The sequence below is a fragment of the Pseudomonas saxonica genome (genome assembly GCF_007858365.1).
In the GTDB taxonomy this organism is placed as follows: Bacteria; Pseudomonadota; Gammaproteobacteria; order Pseudomonadales; family Pseudomonadaceae; genus Aquipseudomonas; species Aquipseudomonas saxonica.
On record NZ_VFIO01000006.1, the window covers coordinates 70,725 to 86,562 of the forward strand.

Genomic DNA, 15,838 nt, shown 5'->3' on the forward strand with positions numbered 1-15,838 from the left:
GTATGACGTCGCAGATACACGTTCGGCTGCAAATGAATTACCCCGGTTTTGAGCTGGATATCGACGTGCAACTACCTGGCAAGGGTGTCACAGCGCTTTACGGACACTCAGGCTCGGGCAAAACCACCTGCTTGCGCTGCATCGCCGGGCTTGAGCGGGCCAGGCACGCATTGGTGCAGATCAATGGTGAAATCTGGCAAGACACTCAACAGCGCACGTTTGTACCCGTACACAAACGTGCCTTGGGCTACATCTTTCAAGAGGCCAGTCTGTTCGCGCATCTGTCCGTGCGGGGCAACCTGGAGTTCGGGCTCAAGCGTATCCCACGACATGAACGCAAGGTTGACCTCGATCATGCGGCCGAGTTGCTCGGCATCGCACACCTGATGCAACGCACGCCGGCGCATTTATCTGGCGGCGAACGCCAGCGGATCGGAATCGCCCGTGCCCTGCTGACCAACCCCAGGCTGCTGCTCATGGATGAGCCGCTGGCAGCACTGGACAGCCAACGCAAACGCGAAATCATCCCGTATCTCGAACGCCTGCACGCCGAGCTGGAAATTCCTGTGCTCTACGTCAGTCATTCGCAGGATGAGGTCGCACGCCTGGCAGATCATATTGTCGTGCTCAGTCAGGGCAAGGCGTTGGCCAGCGGCCCTATAGGCGAAACATTGGCGCGACTGGACTTGCCTCTCGCGCTAGATGATGACGCTGGCGTCGTCGTTCAAGGCTCAGTGGCGGCCTTTGATGCGCACTATCACTTGCTGACCCTGCAACTGCCTAACAGTGCCCAGCAGCTGAAAGTTGCGCACGAGGGGTTGGCGATCGGGCAATCAATGCGCATCAAAATACAAGCGCGCGATATCAGCCTGAGCCTTGATCGCATTGATCACAGCAGCATTCTCAACAGCTTGCAGGCCACTGTCATCAGCGAAACGGGGACAGACAATCAGGCCCACGTGCTGGTTCGCCTGGACGTCGATGGCAGTGCGCTACTGGCGCGTATCACCCGTTACTCGCGCGACCAACTCGGCCTGCACCCAGGCCAAACGCTCTGGGCACAGGTCAAGTCGGCAGCAGTGTTGGTCTGAGTCTATGGCTTACAGGGTCTCGCGGCGCTGCCTGACAAAATAGCGCACGGTTGCAATACCGAAACCCAACAGCAAGCCGAGTACCACGGCCAATCCGACTATCAGGCCCTTTTTCGGCTTGATCGGATCCAGCGGCGTTTGCGCCTTGCGATCAATGCTGGCCAGACCCAACCGGCTCATGTCCGTATTCAGGCCACCCAGACGGGCAACCTCCGCACGCAGCGGCTCGATATTTTTAAGAAACAGATCTTCGTTCGTGCGCTTACCGAGCATTTCAACCTGGCGGTTGACCTCTAGCATCTGCAATTTTTTGGCGATATCCGACACTTTTTCGTTGGTAAAGTCATCTGAGGTACGCTTGAGCAAAGCTGCACGCTCGGCCTCCAGGGCTTTGCTGCCCATAAAGTACAGGGGCAGAGCTTGTGAGGTGATCTCGGTACGCATACCCCGTGAAGAAGTACCTTGTGTAGCCGCGGCCATCGCGGATGGCGTCGTCGGCTGGGTAATACCCAACGAGTTGGCAATAGCGATAGCCTCTTGCAACTGTGCGATACGATCTGACCGTTCAGTCCGTAACTGCAGTCGCAGAGCCTTTAGCTCATCTTTAAGCTTTGCCGTTTGCAAGGTGTCGCCTTCTACCAGACCGGCAATTTCGGCGTCCTTGTCCGAACGATAGGCAGAACGTGCAGCGTTGATTTTTTCATCCAGTTCGCGCAATCGGTTATTAATAATGACTTTTAGATCCGCACTGATTTGCGCACGCTGGTTATTGATCGCGTATTCAACAAAACCGTTAAGGATCTGCGGGCCATTAACAGAATCCGGGTAAGTCAGCTGTAACTTTAAAAAAGAACTCAAGTCGCCTGACTTGGGGTCAGGGCGAATCAAATTAATGGCATCTCGGTTAAAAATCTCAAAGCTTTGCTCAGGCGTCATGCCCTTTTTTTGCAGCGGCTCGAACAACTCCGGGTGAGCGCGAAAGTAATTGAGACGCGTCTCGTATGAGTCCAGTGCTGCGCCCACTTTGAGCAACGCGTCTGAGGGAGGAAGGGTGTACACCTCAGAGCGGTTCAGGGCATCAAGCTCATTGATCGCTGCCGGGCGCAGCAGGGTACTGGCCTGGTAGACGGGTTGCGCGACGAGCACATAGCCCACAGCAATGGCCGCCACGGCGGCCGTGGTGACTGCTATCAATACCTTTTGTTGCCAAAACGAGTGAAACAGGTCAAGCACATCAATTTCTGCGTCAGCACGCGGATGTTCAGTAGTCTTCAAAAATAGCTCCCTGTGTGTGAACCGTTTTGGCACGTTCAGAGCTTGGCTGTTCTGGAAAAGAAAAGGGCAAGCAAATTAAAGTACATGTCTGACAGGGAAACAGCTAAAAAAGTCCCCGCCTTAATAAATCAATCACCTGACTGAACAATCGGGCAATATCATACTGATATCACCCTTGGTTAATTAAAGTCTTAATCTCACATTTTTCAATGACATTTCCTACCCTAATTTAGGGTATTTTTTATAAATAAGTGCTTGATCACGCTAAGGCTTTTTCGTGCAGTAGAATTTTCTTACACGCACACATTCGAGTTGTGATCCATTAAGCATTCGTCTGCACTTCATCATGCGGCCGCGCGCCAATTTGCACTGAAACAGTGCAAGAACATTCTCGGGAAAGCGGCATCTTTCTACAGTCTGTGTAATTATCGCCGCCACAAAACAATAGCTAATGTGCGGAGTCATTATCAGCATGGACATTCACCAGGCGATGCGCGTGTTTGTACGCGTAGTCGAGACCGGCAGCTTCACGGCTGCGGCACAGGCGCTTGGCTATTCCACAGCGCAGACCTCACGTTTGCTCTCGGAGCTGGAGTCCTTGTTGCAGGCGCGTTTGCTGCAACGCAGCACCCGACGTCTGGCACTGACCGAGGTGGGCACACGGTACCTGGAGCGATGCCGTTTGATTCTCGGCGAAATCGAGGATGCCAATGCCGAAGCTGCAGGCGCTCACTTGATCCCGCGCGGGCATTTGCGTGTGCAATCGACCACGGGCTTGGGGATACAACTACTCGCGCCCTTGGTGGCCCGCTATGTGAAGCTCTACCCGCAGGTCAACATTGACTTGACGCTCTCTCAACGCCAACCCGATTTGCTGGAAGAAGGCCACGATGTAGTGATCACGTTGTCGGGGGATCTGCCCGATTCAGAAATGATTGGCCAGCCGCTGGGCAGCATCGGCAGCGTGATCTGCGCAGCCCCTTCCTATCTGAAGAGTCACGGAGTGCCACAAACGCCCGCAGACCTGAGCCAGCATCGATGCCTGCATCTTGTTGATCCGCTTTTCACTGACAGCTGGACCTTTCGCGATGAACACGGCGAGCAGTCAATTCGTCCGGGGCATGTGTTTCAGGTCAACGTCGCCGAGGCCATGGCACAGGCGGCGCAAGCCGGCCTGGGAATCTGCTTGTTGCCCGATTATGTGGCCGTGGATTCTTATCAGCGAGGTTCACTGGTACGCGTGCTGCCACACTACCGACTGCACGAAAAAAGCATCTTTGCGCTCTACCCTTCTCGCCGCTTTCTGGATGCCAAAGTGCGAACGTGGGTCGAGTTCTTGAAGCAGGAGATACCCAAAGTGCTGGAAATGCACCAGGCCATCGTCGATGACCCGGCACATTGGGCGTGGGGAGCTTAGATCCCCTGCAACGCCAGATCCATTGCGAAGTAGGTCAGGATCATGTCCGCACCCGCACGCTTGATCGAACCCAGGGTTTCGCGCACCACACGGGCTTCATCGATAGCGCCGGCCAACGCACCGAATTTGATCATCGCGTACTCACCGCTCACTTGATACGCCGCCAATGGCAGGCGCGATGCTTCGCGTACGTCACGGATGATGTCCAGGTAAGCACCGGCCGGCTTGACCATCAGTACGTCTGCGCCTTCCTGCTCATCCAGCAGCGACTCGCGAATGGCTTCGCGACGGTTGAGCGGGTTCATCTGGTATGACTTGCGATCGCCCTTCAATGCGCTGCCACCCGCTTCGCGGAACGGGCCATAGAGGGCCGATGCGAACTTGGTGGAATACGCCATGATTGAGGTATCGATAAAACCGGCCGCATCGAGCGCGCTGCGGATGGCCTGTACTTGACCGTCCATCGCGGCCGACGGCGAGATGAAGTCGGCCCCCGCTGCTGCTGCCGCAACCGCCTGCTTACCCAAATTGATCAAGGTGGCATCGTTGTCAACGCCGTGATCGTGCATGACACCGCAATGGCCGTGGGAGGTGTACTCGCAGAAGCACGTGTCACTCATCACGATCATTTCAGGCGCAGTATCCTTGCAGATACGGGCCATGCGCGAGACCAGCCCGTCTTCGCGCCATGAGTCGCTGCCGGTGGCATCCAGATGGTGCGACACGCCAAAGGCCATCACCGATTTGATACCGGCACGGGCATAACGCTCAATCTCACCGGCCAGTTTCGACTCGGGGATGCGCATCACACCCGGCATGCTGGTGATGGGTACAAAGTCGTCAATCTCTTCTTCGACAAAGATCGGCAGCACCAGATCGTTCAGGCTGAATTCGGTTTCCTGAAACAGGTCGCGCAGTGTTTGTGTACGACGCAGACGGCGGGGACGGACAGAAGGGAACTGGCTAGGCATCATGGTTCCTGATGGGCAGGTTGAAGGCTTGATGGCGCAACAAATACAGGATTGAACCTGTAAATGCAAAATATCCGCCCTGCCTGCGGCCCGTTGTCACGGGGCACGACAGGGCCGTTGAACATTTCGTAAAAAAGCGTAGCATCACTGCCCATGATACTCGAACAGCTCAAAGCTTTGGGCAATGACACTCGCATGCAAATGATGGAGTGGCTCAAAGACCCACTCAGTAATTTCCCGCCTCAGGATCACGGTGATCCTGCTATCGGTGTGTGTGTCACCCATTTGCAGCACAAGGCCGGCCTGTCACCGTCCACCGCTTCTGCGCATTTGGCCATCTTGCAACGGGCCGGTTTTGTACTGAGCACCCGCATTGGCAAATGGACGTACTACCGACGCAATGAGCAGGCGATCGATGACTTTGCGGCTAGGCTGAAAATCGAGTTGTAATTTTTACCCTATCATTTCGTTATTTAACGAAATGATCATTATGCGTTGTGAAAAACAGAGGAAATATTGTGAGCACTAAAACTATCTTCGTTAAACCTGGTGGCGGTTATGACAATGTTGTCGTGGGCAGCAGCGAAGTGCGCGCCCCTGCCAGTGGTGAAATCACCGTACGCTTACACGCCAACTCCCTGAACTACCATGATTTTGCTGTAGTCAGCGGTATGTGGGGGCCAACCGAACAGCGGATCCCCATGGCGGATGGTGCGGGCGAAGTCACTGCGGTAGGCAGCGACGTCACTGAATTCAAGGTTGGCGATTCAGTCGTGAGCACCTTTTTCCCCGAGTGGATCGACGGCACACCGCTGGTTGAAGGCTTCGTGACCGTGCCTGGCGACGGCATCGACGGATATGCCCGCGAGCAAGTCACCGCCAAAGCCACCGCCTTCACCCTGGCACCTGTGGGTTACAGCCACGCCGAAGCGTCAACCCTGACCACGGCGGGTTTGACTGCCTGGCGTGCGTTGATGGCCGATGATTCCCTCAAGCCGGGCGACACCGTGTTGATCCAGGGCACGGGCGGGGTTTCGATATTCGCCCTGCAATTCGCCAAAATGGCGGGCGCCACTGTTATTGCGACCTCTTCCAGCGATGCAAAACTTGAGCGCCTGAAAGCGCTGGGCGCTGATCACGTCATCAACTATCGCAAAGACACCCAATGGGGCGCGACCGCACGCGCACTCACCGGTGGCCGCGGTGTTGACCATGTCATCGAAGTGGGCGGCCCCTCGACCCTTGAACAGTCGATGATTGCCGTACGGGTTGCCGGGCATATTTCGGTGATCGGCATTTTGAGTGGCGTATCCGGATCAATGGACTTTGTTCCCGCGCTGGTCAAGCAGGTGCGCCTGCAAGGCGTGCTGGTCGGTAGCCGCACCCAGCAACAAGACATGATTCGGGCCATTAATGCCAACGGTATGCGTCCGATCATTGACCGTCACTTCCCGCTGACCGACATTGTTGAAGCGTTCAAATATCAGGAAACCAACCAGCACTTCGGCAAAATCGTGCTGGATATCTGATACCGCGACACAGGTGGCGCATTGACAGTGCGCCACCCTCTTCTATTGATTCCAGAGTCTTTCCTGATGCGCCTTGAATCGGGGAGGCAGATGAACAATCGCAGTCCCCTATAGACTGCAAGTCGACGAGGATGATGGCAGGTAACTACAACGACAATTGATCAGACCCACATCGGCGGGTAAGGATGCACGCGGTAAAACTGACGCAGAGCATTGATGTCAGCGTTGAACTGATTGTTCAACCAGGTTTTGAAATGCTGGTGAACTACGTGCTCGCCACTTGGCCAGGCGCGGCAGTCGGCAATGGCCTGGGCCGCTTGCATGCCGGACATCAGCGCTTTAAGCACGCCGTGCGACGAAGCAGGATCCAATATCGCCGCTGCATCACCGACCAGTATGTAGCCGGGCCCCATGGGTGCCTCGGATAGGCGCCAGGAGACGTCTGCGCCGCGTACCGGGCCAACCGGTGTCAAGGACTTGAGCGCATCGGGCGAACCGGCTATCGGCATGCTGTTTGAGTCAAAACTCAAGGTTGTCCAGTGTAGGTGATGAGTGTCGAGGCGAGCGATCCATTGCCAACCATTACTGACCGCGATAAGCCGTGGAGTGTCATAAATCCGCTCGAGCTCGTCTTGGTAATAGCCATAGCGAGCAATCAGTTGCGGTGAAAATGCCTGCCACTGGATCGGCAATTGCCGCCGAAGCCATCCGTGCCCTCCCGAAGCATCGACTACACAGGCTGCCAGAAGCCGGTCTTGCCCTAAGGTGACCCCTGCGACCCTGTTGCCATCATGAATGATCGTTGGGCTTGCACAGGGCTGGATAATCCGCACCCCCAAAGCACGCGCTCTGTTCATGAGTTGAACATCGAAGGCTGCTCGCTCAATCTGGAAGCCTCGCCAAGGGCCAGCCGCATCACCACCGAACTCGACAAAACGCGGCACTCCCTCCCAATGCACCCAGTGCCCATGATGCCGTAGACCAGAGAGTTCGGTCAGCTCGCGCAGTATCCCCAGTTGGCCAAGCAGCGGCTCAATGGCCGGGTGTAAGGTTTCGCCGGGGCGATGGCGCGGGAATGAATCGCGCTCCAGCAGTGCCACGTGCATACCATGCTGTGCGCACGCGATCGCTGTCGCACAGCCGGCAGGCCCTGCACCGACCACAATCACATCATATTGATTCGTCACGTAAGTGCCACGGTGTGTCGTCTTCTTTGGCTATCAGGGCGCTCTGGCTGACATACATTTGCACTCGCGTATCAATCTCCACATGACGACGCTTGAAATCATCCGCTGGCGTGCTGATTGCACCGTGTTTGTAAAGGAACAAGTACATTACCTCCCCCTCCAGACTATGCCCTGCCTCTTGCTCGGCAGCGTCCAGTTGCTCGTCAGGCTGTTGCACGATCGAGAAGGACAGTACCGACCACAGCCTTTTCTCTGCCTTTTCGGTTGCTCCAACCGCTTTATAGGCGCGATGCATGGCCAGGACTCGCCGATGGTACTGCTCAGTATTAATGTGCCCCGTAACAGCCAGTGAAAGCTGTCCTTTTAATGCTGCCGACGTGTAATCACTGTACTCGTAGGCTTGGTACTGAACGACCTGACGACCTTCCAGTTCAACCAAAACAGGACCTTTCAGGCCGTCCCATGAGGGCGCATCACTTAAACCGATTTCGGCGTCTGTCATGGGAATGACCGAAGAGGCGACGGTACGCGGTTCATATGTACGGGTTGAATCAGGTGCCACGCCAGGCCAATAGGAACCCAACGCTGCGCAAATCCGCGCATCTTCAGTAAACGGACTGGCTAGCATGTAACCATTAAGTTCTTCCTTGAAAGGTTTATCGATCAAACCTCGACCAATCTCCCAGCCGGGTCCGAACACGCCACTTGCGAAGTCGGGCAAGCAAGACTGGCGTTGCGCCAAGGCTACTTCAGGTGCTGTCAAAGCTTGGGCAGACACTGATTCACCAAGCGGCAAGGAGACAATGGCCGTGACACCGCGATCTTCCTCGGCAAAGTAATTGCCCTCCAAAGCCGGGTTGATCGAGTAACGAACGTCCGACAATGGATTAACACGGGCGTGCCAAACCTCGGGGCACGGCGGCGCAGGACAAGGGAATACATTCGGATCATTTGACCACGCCTTCAGCTCGCGCTGCCCACACAGCGGGAAGAAGTCGGGAGCGCCGATGATCGAATAGGCTGCGACGCTGTCCTTGTCCAGGCCGTAGGACTCTAATTCTGGACAACGTGCCCGGACCCAGCCGTCTGCCATTGCATCCTGATAGTGCAGCGTGCGATAGCCACCCTGCCTGACGATCGCATCAACACCTTCGACGTTATTCAGATCTTCGATCGTGCCGTCGTCAAGGACCCGATGGCGACCATGCAAGAGCCCACCCGTGCCCGCTGGCATCGTAAATGACAAGGGTTGCCCCTGATAGTGGGCCAACTCAACCAACCGCTCCTTGGCATCCGGGACCAAAAGCCCAGTACCCATGTCAGTGGGTTCAGCCCAATGACACAGGCCTTCGGTAATGACAAATGGATAATTCAGGATGTCTGGTTCTTGCCATCCCGTTGCGCTGTACATCATATGCACTTGCCGGATCTTCTCATTGATCTGGTAGTTTTCCAGATGCACTGTCAAGTCCAGGCCCTGCAGGCATTCCTTGCCATTGAATAATTTGTGTATCGGCACCCAAAAACTCAAATTTGCGTCAGAGGGTGATTGAAAACTCATAGGACCGAAGCTTTCACTATCACCGTTTTTTTGCATGGCAATGTACGCGCCATAACGGGCCGGAATGACCCGCATCTGCTGCGTATCGGCCTCTACAAAGGGCAGGAAGCCACGCCGTGCGGCATCATACAAGGCGGGTGCGGTACCTATTCGGGCCACGCCGGTACGGGAGAAACACAGGTCTGCCTTGGCTTTATGTACGGTTTCCGGGCGTGGCCGATACTCATAAGCAAACACGACTATGGCCAATGGCGCTGAGCCCGCGTATGCACTCAACATCTCCATGCTGGGTGGGTTGAACCCGTAAACGAAATTCAGTAACTGCTCAATTTCAAGCGCTGTAGGGAAAGCCGTCAGTTGGGTTCCATCGGCGGTGCTCAACACATTCGGCGAAGCAAACGCGTGATACAACAAACTTTCTGCAGGCCGACCGGCTTCGATGCCACGCCCCCCAGCGGGAGAAAAGTCTTCAAAGCCCTTGAGGGCTCGGTCAACAGACAATGGTTTGCTCAGTTCCTGCTGCAAGTTTGGCGCAGTGATGTCCAAGCCATGTTGGAGCAGAAGTGAGTGCCAGCCGTGCGGAGCCAAGCGCGAGCAGGCAAGTTGTACATCACTGAACAAAGCCATGTTGTTGTCCTCAAGTTTGTCCCTGATGCTGAATAAGTAGAAAGATCCTTTCGACGGGTCGTACAGATAGGGATTAGCGATAGTTGCGTTCGGCGTTTATGTGCCTTGCTCAAGGTAATAGCGACCGAAACACAAGAATCTGCTCGTTTACCAAATATGTATAGCTGGTAGAACTATCAGGTACTTGCCTGAACTGACGGCCATCAAGCCAGCATCTGTTGGACGATCCGTCAGTTGCACTAAAGCGAGTGCGCGCAAATCGATTGCGAGCACTGAAAGTGCGCTTAATGCAAACATGGCCGTTTTCCATTGCATGCACTTACCGGTAGTCACCGACCCGGCCAGACGACCTCAGCCTGCCCTGTTGCCAGGCACAGGCTGAGTCACAGCGTTACGAGATGGCCGCATCCACCAGCACTTGAGCTTCGTCGACCAGACGGGCGAGGTGCTCATCGCCGATAAAGCTTTCGGCGTAGATCTTGTAAATGTCTTCAGTGCCTGACGGTCGTGCCGCGAACCAGCCGTTTTCAGTCATCACCTTCAAACCGCCAATGGCCTGATTATTACCGGGCGCATGGCTGAGGATTTGGGTAATGGTTTCGCCCGCAAGATGAGTCGACTTGACCTGCTCAGGCGACAACTTGCTCAACAGGGCTTTTTGCTGCGGGGTGGCTTGGGCATCGACACGGGTCGAGAACGGCCGGCCCAGATCTTCAGTCATTTTTTGATACAGCTGAGAAGGGTCACGACCCGTACGGGCGGTCATTTCTGCGGCCAGAAGTGAGGGGATCAAGCCATCCTTGTCGGTCGACCAGACGCTGCCGTCCAGACGCAAGAACGAAGCTCCCGCGCTCTCTTCTCCACCAAACCCCAGTGAACCCTCGAACAAACCATCTGCGAACCATTTAAAGCCCACCGGTACTTCATACAATCGACGTCCGAGGCGCGCACTCACCCGATCGATCAAGCCACTGCTAACCACGGTTTTGCCGACGGCTGCATCTGCACGCCACTGCGGGCGGTTGTTGAACAGATAATCAATCGACACCGCCAGGTAACTGTTGGGTGCCAGCAAGCCACCGGATGGCGTGACAATGCCATGACGATCATGGTCTGGGTCACAGGCGAATGCCACGTCAAAGCGCTCTTTGAGCCCGATCAAGCCTTGCATCGCATAGCTGGAAGACGGGTCCATGCGGATGCGCCCATCCCAGTCAACGCACATAAAACGGAACGTTGGGTCTACCGAGGTGTTGACGACTTCAAGGTTCAACCCATAGTGCTCGCCGATGGCTGACCAGTAACGCACACCCGCACCACCCAGCGGATCAACGCCCAAACGCAAATTGGCACCGCGCAGGGTGTCCATATCGATGACGTTTTTCAGATCGCCAACATAGGTATTAAGGTAGTCGTGACGGTGCGTGGTGCCCGCTTTCAAGGCTTGCTCATAACTGATGCGCTTGACGCCCGAGAGCCGGGCAGCCAGCAATTCATTGGCTTTGGCTTCGATCCACTTGGTTACATCGGTATCAGCCGGGCCACCGTTTGGCGGGTTGTATTTGAAACCACCACTTTCTGGCGGGTTGTGCGACGGAGTAATCACAACGCCGTCGGCCAGGCCCGAAGTGCGGCCACGGTTGTAGCAAATGATCGCGTGGGAGATGGCGGGTGTCGGTGTGTATTCATCGTTCGCCGCAATCATGGTTTCGACGCCATTGGCCGCAAAAACTTCCAGTGCGCTGGCACCCGCCGGGGTCGACAGCGCATGGGTGTCGATGCCGACGAACAGCGGACCGTTAATGCCTTTCATCTGGCGGTACAGGCAAATAGCCTGACTGATAGCCAGCACATGCCACTCATTAAAGCTCAGCTCAAACGAGCTGCCGCGGTGCCCCGACGTGCCGAAAGCAACACGCTGTGTGGCAATGGCAGCGTCGGGTTGACCGGTGTAATAAGCGGTCACCAGTCGCGGTATATCGACCAGCAGTTGAGCTGGAGCCGGTTTGCCCGCAAGAGGACTGAGTGTCATGCAAAAACCTCGGGAAATAATGATTCGGAGGAAAAAAAACAGTTTACTGGCACTTCGACATTGGCGAGAAGCAATCTATCCCGACAACGGGCCGATTTTGCACTTAAATAGACTTGTCGTTGTCTGATTGCGCCACGACGACGAGAATACACCCGCGTTCAGTGCGCATCTTTCAAGTCGACACCTATTTATGTTTTGGAATAAGGAAACCGCATGAAACCATTCGTCATCAGCGCAGCACTTTTACTGAGTGCGCTGTGCAGCGTAGCCCACGCGGCCAAACTGGAAGACGTGGCCCCCTACCCCAAAGCCGAAACCGGGTTCAGCCGCCAGGTCATCTATCTGCCCAAGCAGAAGAATGAAGACGATTACAAAGTTCAAATCATTGCCGGTAAAACCTTGCAAGTGGACTGTAATCAGCAACGACTGGGCGGCAAGCTGGAAGAAAAAACCCTCAAAGGCTGGGGTTATCCGATGTATCGCCTGAATAAGGTGACGGGCCCGGCGAGTACTATGATGGCTTGCCCGCAAGGCAAAGCCCATCCTGAGTTTGTTCCGGTGGTGGGTGAAGGTTTTATGCTGCGTTACAACAGCAAGTTGCCGATTGTGGTATATGTGCCCAAGGACATAGAAGTGCGCTATCGCATCTGGTCGGCTTCCAAACAGATCAAGCAGGCTGTTAGCGAGTGAAGGCCCCAAAATAAATACTCAGCGGCCCTTATTGCTCCACTGGACTCAACTTCCTGTAGCAGGGCCGGAGAGTGCCGGGTACTGCGAACTGACCGCTTGAACAAAGTCGGCGGCTTGCGCTTTTATCCAGTCCATCAGTCTGGCTATATCAGGCTCTGTTTGACGCCCTTCCTTGCAGATAATGTAGTAAGTCGCTGGCGATATCATTGCAGCCCCGCTTAGAGCAACCAGACTTCCCTCCTCTAATAGGTCATAGACCAGCGCGGTTCGCCCCAATGCTATTCCCCCACCCTTGACTGCCAGGCTGATTGCCAGGCTGGAGTCAGGAAATCGAGGGCCCTGGTGATAAGTTGGCGCCGGTAAATCCTGAAAAGCGAACCAGCTTTCCCACCCGGGGCACAACGGGTCATCGACCCGATGTATCAAAGGGTACCGAGCGATATCCATCAAGGAGATGTCACCGTTACGGCGACGAAACTCCGGCGAGCATACGGGGAATACCGCGTCGCGCATCAATCGCTCTACGTGTTGGCCGGGGTAGTGACCGTACCCCATTACAATGGCGACATCGTATTGAGTGGCGTCCAGGTTGGTGGCACTTAAATCGGCATTTGTTAAAACCAGATCCAGGTTCAAACAAGCGTCACTCTGAGAGGCATGCATCCTGGGGATCAGCCAGGCGGAGCACAATGACGAAGTACAGTAGAGATGCAATGGAGACGAGTTGCCGCGATTGAGTGAATGCAAAACTTCGTCAAGGTTCGTAAAAAATGAATGAATAACGGGCAGCAACGCCTCGCCAGCGGCTGTCAACTTGACGCCACGCGAGTGCCGCTCAAACAACTGCACATCCCACCACTCTTCAAGGCCTGATATTTGATGGCTGATCGCACTCGCGGTCAGATTCAATTCAGTGGCGGCACGAGCAAAACTACCGGTTTGGGCCGCGCAAACGAATGCCTGAAGCATGGGGGTTGGCGGCGGACGTTGGGGCATTAGTTACTCACCTTGATCAAGATAATCCCGCACACAATCACAAACGCCGAGAGCAGTCGCCTCCAGCCAAACCGCTCATGAAAAAACAAGGCAGCAATGATTGCGCCGATGATAACACTGGTTTCTCGCAGCGCTGACACCTTGGCCACGGCATCCAGAGAGAGTGCAAACAGCACCAGACCATAAGACGTCAGGTAAAACACCCCTCCCAACACGCCGACGCGCCAGTGACGACGAACCGCATGAGCAAGCGCCGAGCGCTCTTTGCAAAATGCCAGCAGCGGAATCGGAATACTCTGAAAGACTGTCAGGTAGATGATGTACTGCAACACGGTATCGCTGGCCCTGACCCCTTTGGCGTCCACCACCGTATAGGCAGCAATAAAGACCCCCGCACAAATAGCCATCATGATGGGCTTTAGCAAATGAGCGGTCATCTTGCGCACAAACGTCAGGCTGATAATGCCCGCGCAAATCAATAAAACACCTGCCATTGCCTGAAAGGATAAATGCTCATGCAGCAGGAAATAGGAAAAGAGCGCCACCAGCACCGGCGGTACTCCGCGCATAATCGGGTAGACCTGACCGAAGTCCCCTGTCTCATAGGCCTTGATCAAAAACAGTCGATACACCGTGTTGAGCACGACTGAAACCAACACATACCCTGCAACGTGCAGACTTGGCACATTAACCAGTGGCAATGCCGCAAGGCAGATCACCAAAGCCGTTGCATCGACCATGGCTAACGTCATGAAGCGACTGCTTCCCGCTCTAACCACCGCATTCCAGGTGGCGTGCATAAACGCTGAAATCAAGACGAGCGTGATTGCGATATCGGAGTTATCCATGGGCTCTGCTTTTTTTGATGAGAGAGTATGAAAGACGGCCGCTTTCATGGAGCTACGACGGTTTGCGTAACCACATACGCAACATGTAACGGTTAAGGGTGGCCAGGCAGTCGCTGTCACTGATTTCTGCACGGGGAGCATGCTGCTCAATAAATTGCGTTCGTGTATGCAAGAACTTGTTATCCGCCGAAACCAGTACTTGGCCGGGCTCCAACAAAATTCGATGCTGCACGCTGGATTGATCCAGGGCGGTGTCAAGAAAGTCCAGCGCCTGCACTTGAAGAGCGGTTAACGGTTGGCCAGCCTTGAGGTGAGCCGATTCAATGTAAACCCGGAAATATCTGATTTGAGGAATACCCTCATCGGAAAAACTCAGGATTGGAGCCCTGAATAACTGTTCTTCCTCAGCCATCCCCCGATTCTCGAAAAGGAAATCCCCTTTAAGCACTTCGAGTATCTCTGGAAATGCCGTTAATTCGACATACACCGCGCTGGCGTCTATCAGAATACTTTCACCGCCCAGCAGCGCTTTTTGCCCGCAAGCAAGTATCAGGTAATCAATAGGGACTGGGTCGCTCACGCCATCGTTATGTACGTAGGCACCTTGTTTGGTCTGATGATATCTGGCGCCCTCCTCAATGCTTTTGCCTCCCCGGTCATAGACCTCGATCATGTGATGCCCCAAATGGTTTTGCACCATCGGTACACCCAACAGAGAGCCGAATGTCCAAATCAGTGATTTAAAGCGGGCGAGCGTATCAACCTTGAAACCGTCGATGAGCAGTACATGACGTTCGTGATCAATCATGTTTCTGACAGTGCCCAGTTCCTCAAGCAGGGCGCCTGAGCACTGGGAGTCAAGGAGAGCCGGCGTGACATCGATCCGGTGTGTCAAAGAATCAGGGGCCAGTTTATCTTGGGCCGCCAACAATTCATTGAAGGCATTATTTGACAGTTTGAACTTAGAGACTTCTTGACGAAAGTTACTAACGTTTAGGGTCATGGCATGTTTTTTTATGGGTTTTAAGTGCAGCCATTAAACTAAGCCAGACGCGTAGGCGAAAAGCGAAAGGTCATCAGCGCTGCCATTAAAAACCATCATGCCTGCTGTCGGTAAGTTCGCCCCATTCCCGGCACGTCCCGGCACGCTTAGCGAGCAAGGGGGACACACCTCACTTCAACAGTTCCTGTATCTGTTCTTGCAAGGTATCGAGGTCAAAGGGCTTGGCCAAAATCGGTGCCTTGCGGGTAATCGGGCTGCCCGTTTCACGAATTTCCGCCGGATAACCACTGATGAAGATCACTTTCAGATCCGGCCGTAATTTAACTGCGGGCTCTGCAATATCAACCCCTGAAATGCCACCCGGCAGTCGGAAATCAGTGACCATCAAATCCAGATGCGGCTTGCTCGCCAAAATTTCAAAGGCCCGCTGCCCGTTTTCCGCTTGCAACACTCGATAGCCTACACCCGACAGATAAGCGCTTAACACCATCAGGATCGAGGGATCGTCCTCAACAATCAAAACAACATCTTGCGCATCTTCACTCATGGGAAACCCTAATCCGTACTATCGCTGCCATTACGACCTCACGCCGAGCGAGAGGTTGCGGCCA

General features: G+C 54.7%; 14 protein-coding genes. 5 read left to right on the forward strand and 9 right to left on the reverse strand.

The window, feature by feature from the left end; all coding sequences use genetic code 11:
* The first annotated feature begins 2 nt into the window (after positions 1-2).
* Positions 3-1,091, forward strand: coding sequence for a molybdenum ABC transporter ATP-binding protein (gene modC / locus FJD38_RS15730; RefSeq protein ID WP_146386173.1), 1,089 nt, complete (start codon positions 3-5; stop codon positions 1,089-1,091).
* A 9-nt stretch (positions 1,092-1,100) separates the two neighbouring features.
* On the opposite strand, the gene FJD38_RS15735 is transcribed toward modC, so the two are convergent.
* Positions 1,101-2,366: a Wzz/FepE/Etk N-terminal domain-containing protein gene (locus FJD38_RS15735; protein ID WP_233609124.1), complete on the reverse strand. Its 1,266-nt coding sequence runs from the start codon at positions 2,364-2,366 to the stop codon at positions 1,101-1,103.
* 472 nt (positions 2,367-2,838) lie between these two features.
* On the opposite strand from FJD38_RS15735, the gene FJD38_RS15740 reads away from it, so the two are divergent.
* Positions 2,839-3,783: a LysR family transcriptional regulator gene (locus FJD38_RS15740; RefSeq protein ID WP_122782713.1), complete on the forward strand. Its 945-nt coding sequence runs from the start codon at positions 2,839-2,841 to the stop codon at positions 3,781-3,783.
* Here FJD38_RS15740 and hemB read toward each other — a convergent pair.
* Complete coding sequence (gene hemB / locus FJD38_RS15745; protein WP_122782712.1) at positions 3,780-4,754, reverse strand: porphobilinogen synthase; 975 nt, start codon at positions 4,752-4,754, stop codon at positions 3,780-3,782. The genes FJD38_RS15740 and hemB overlap by 4 nt on opposite strands.
* A gap of 153 nt (positions 4,755-4,907) precedes the next feature.
* Between hemB and FJD38_RS15750 the strand changes: the two genes are divergently transcribed.
* Complete coding sequence (locus tag FJD38_RS15750; protein ID WP_122782711.1) at positions 4,908-5,204, forward strand: ArsR/SmtB family transcription factor; 297 nt, start codon at positions 4,908-4,910, stop codon at positions 5,202-5,204.
* 68 nt (positions 5,205-5,272) lie between these two features.
* Positions 5,273-6,283 carry a zinc-dependent alcohol dehydrogenase family protein gene (locus FJD38_RS15755; RefSeq protein WP_146386175.1) on the forward strand — a complete coding sequence of 337 codons (1,011 nt, stop codon included), beginning with the start codon at positions 5,273-5,275 and terminating at the stop codon, positions 6,281-6,283.
* A gap of 161 nt (positions 6,284-6,444) precedes the next feature.
* Here the strand turns inward: FJD38_RS15755 and FJD38_RS15760 are convergent, their stop codons facing one another.
* The 3 genes from FJD38_RS15760 to pgm all read right to left on the reverse strand — a co-directional run bounded on the left by FJD38_RS15760 (position 6,445) and on the right by pgm (position 11,690).
* A complete protein-coding gene (locus FJD38_RS15760; RefSeq protein WP_146386177.1) occupies positions 6,445-7,470 on the reverse strand; it encodes an NAD(P)/FAD-dependent oxidoreductase in 1,026 nt (341 codons plus the stop codon).
* Positions 7,454-9,658 (reverse strand): hypothetical protein, encoded by a 2,205-nt coding sequence (locus tag FJD38_RS15765; protein WP_146386179.1) that lies wholly within the window; start codon positions 9,656-9,658, stop codon positions 7,454-7,456. Before FJD38_RS15765 ends, FJD38_RS15760 begins: the two co-directional genes overlap by 17 nt.
* 391 nt (positions 9,659-10,049) lie before the next feature.
* Positions 10,050-11,690: a phosphoglucomutase (alpha-D-glucose-1,6-bisphosphate-dependent) gene (pgm, locus tag FJD38_RS15770; protein WP_146386181.1), complete on the reverse strand. Its 1,641-nt coding sequence runs from the start codon at positions 11,688-11,690 to the stop codon at positions 10,050-10,052.
* A 213-nt stretch (positions 11,691-11,903) separates the two neighbouring features.
* Here pgm and eco point away from each other — a divergent pair, with 213 nt between their 5' ends.
* Entirely contained in the window at positions 11,904-12,380 is a 477-nt protein-coding gene (eco, locus tag FJD38_RS15775) for a serine protease inhibitor ecotin (protein WP_122782706.1), read from the forward strand.
* Positions 12,381-12,425: 45 nt separating this feature from the next.
* Here eco and FJD38_RS15780 read toward each other — a convergent pair whose 3' ends face one another.
* The 4 genes from FJD38_RS15780 to FJD38_RS15795 form a co-directional block, all read right to left on the reverse strand.
* The gene (locus FJD38_RS15780) at positions 12,426-13,376 is read right to left on the reverse strand and encodes a LysR substrate-binding domain-containing protein (protein ID WP_146386183.1); all 951 of its coding nucleotides are present in this window, start codon (positions 13,374-13,376) and stop codon (positions 12,426-12,428) included.
* Positions 13,376-14,224 carry an EamA family transporter gene (locus tag FJD38_RS15785; protein WP_146386185.1) on the reverse strand — a complete coding sequence of 283 codons (849 nt, stop codon included), beginning with the start codon at positions 14,222-14,224 and terminating at the stop codon, positions 13,376-13,378. Before FJD38_RS15785 ends, FJD38_RS15780 begins: the two co-directional genes overlap by 1 nt.
* A gap of 52 nt (positions 14,225-14,276) precedes the next feature.
* A complete protein-coding gene (locus tag FJD38_RS15790) occupies positions 14,277-15,032 on the reverse strand; it encodes a TauD/TfdA family dioxygenase (RefSeq protein ID WP_244302742.1) in 756 nt (251 codons plus the stop codon).
* Positions 15,033-15,396: 364 nt separating this feature from the next.
* On the reverse strand, positions 15,397-15,774 hold the full coding sequence (locus tag FJD38_RS15795) for a response regulator (RefSeq protein ID WP_122782702.1): 378 nt from the start codon (positions 15,772-15,774) through the stop codon (positions 15,397-15,399).
* Between the last annotated feature and the right edge of the window lie 64 nt (positions 15,775-15,838).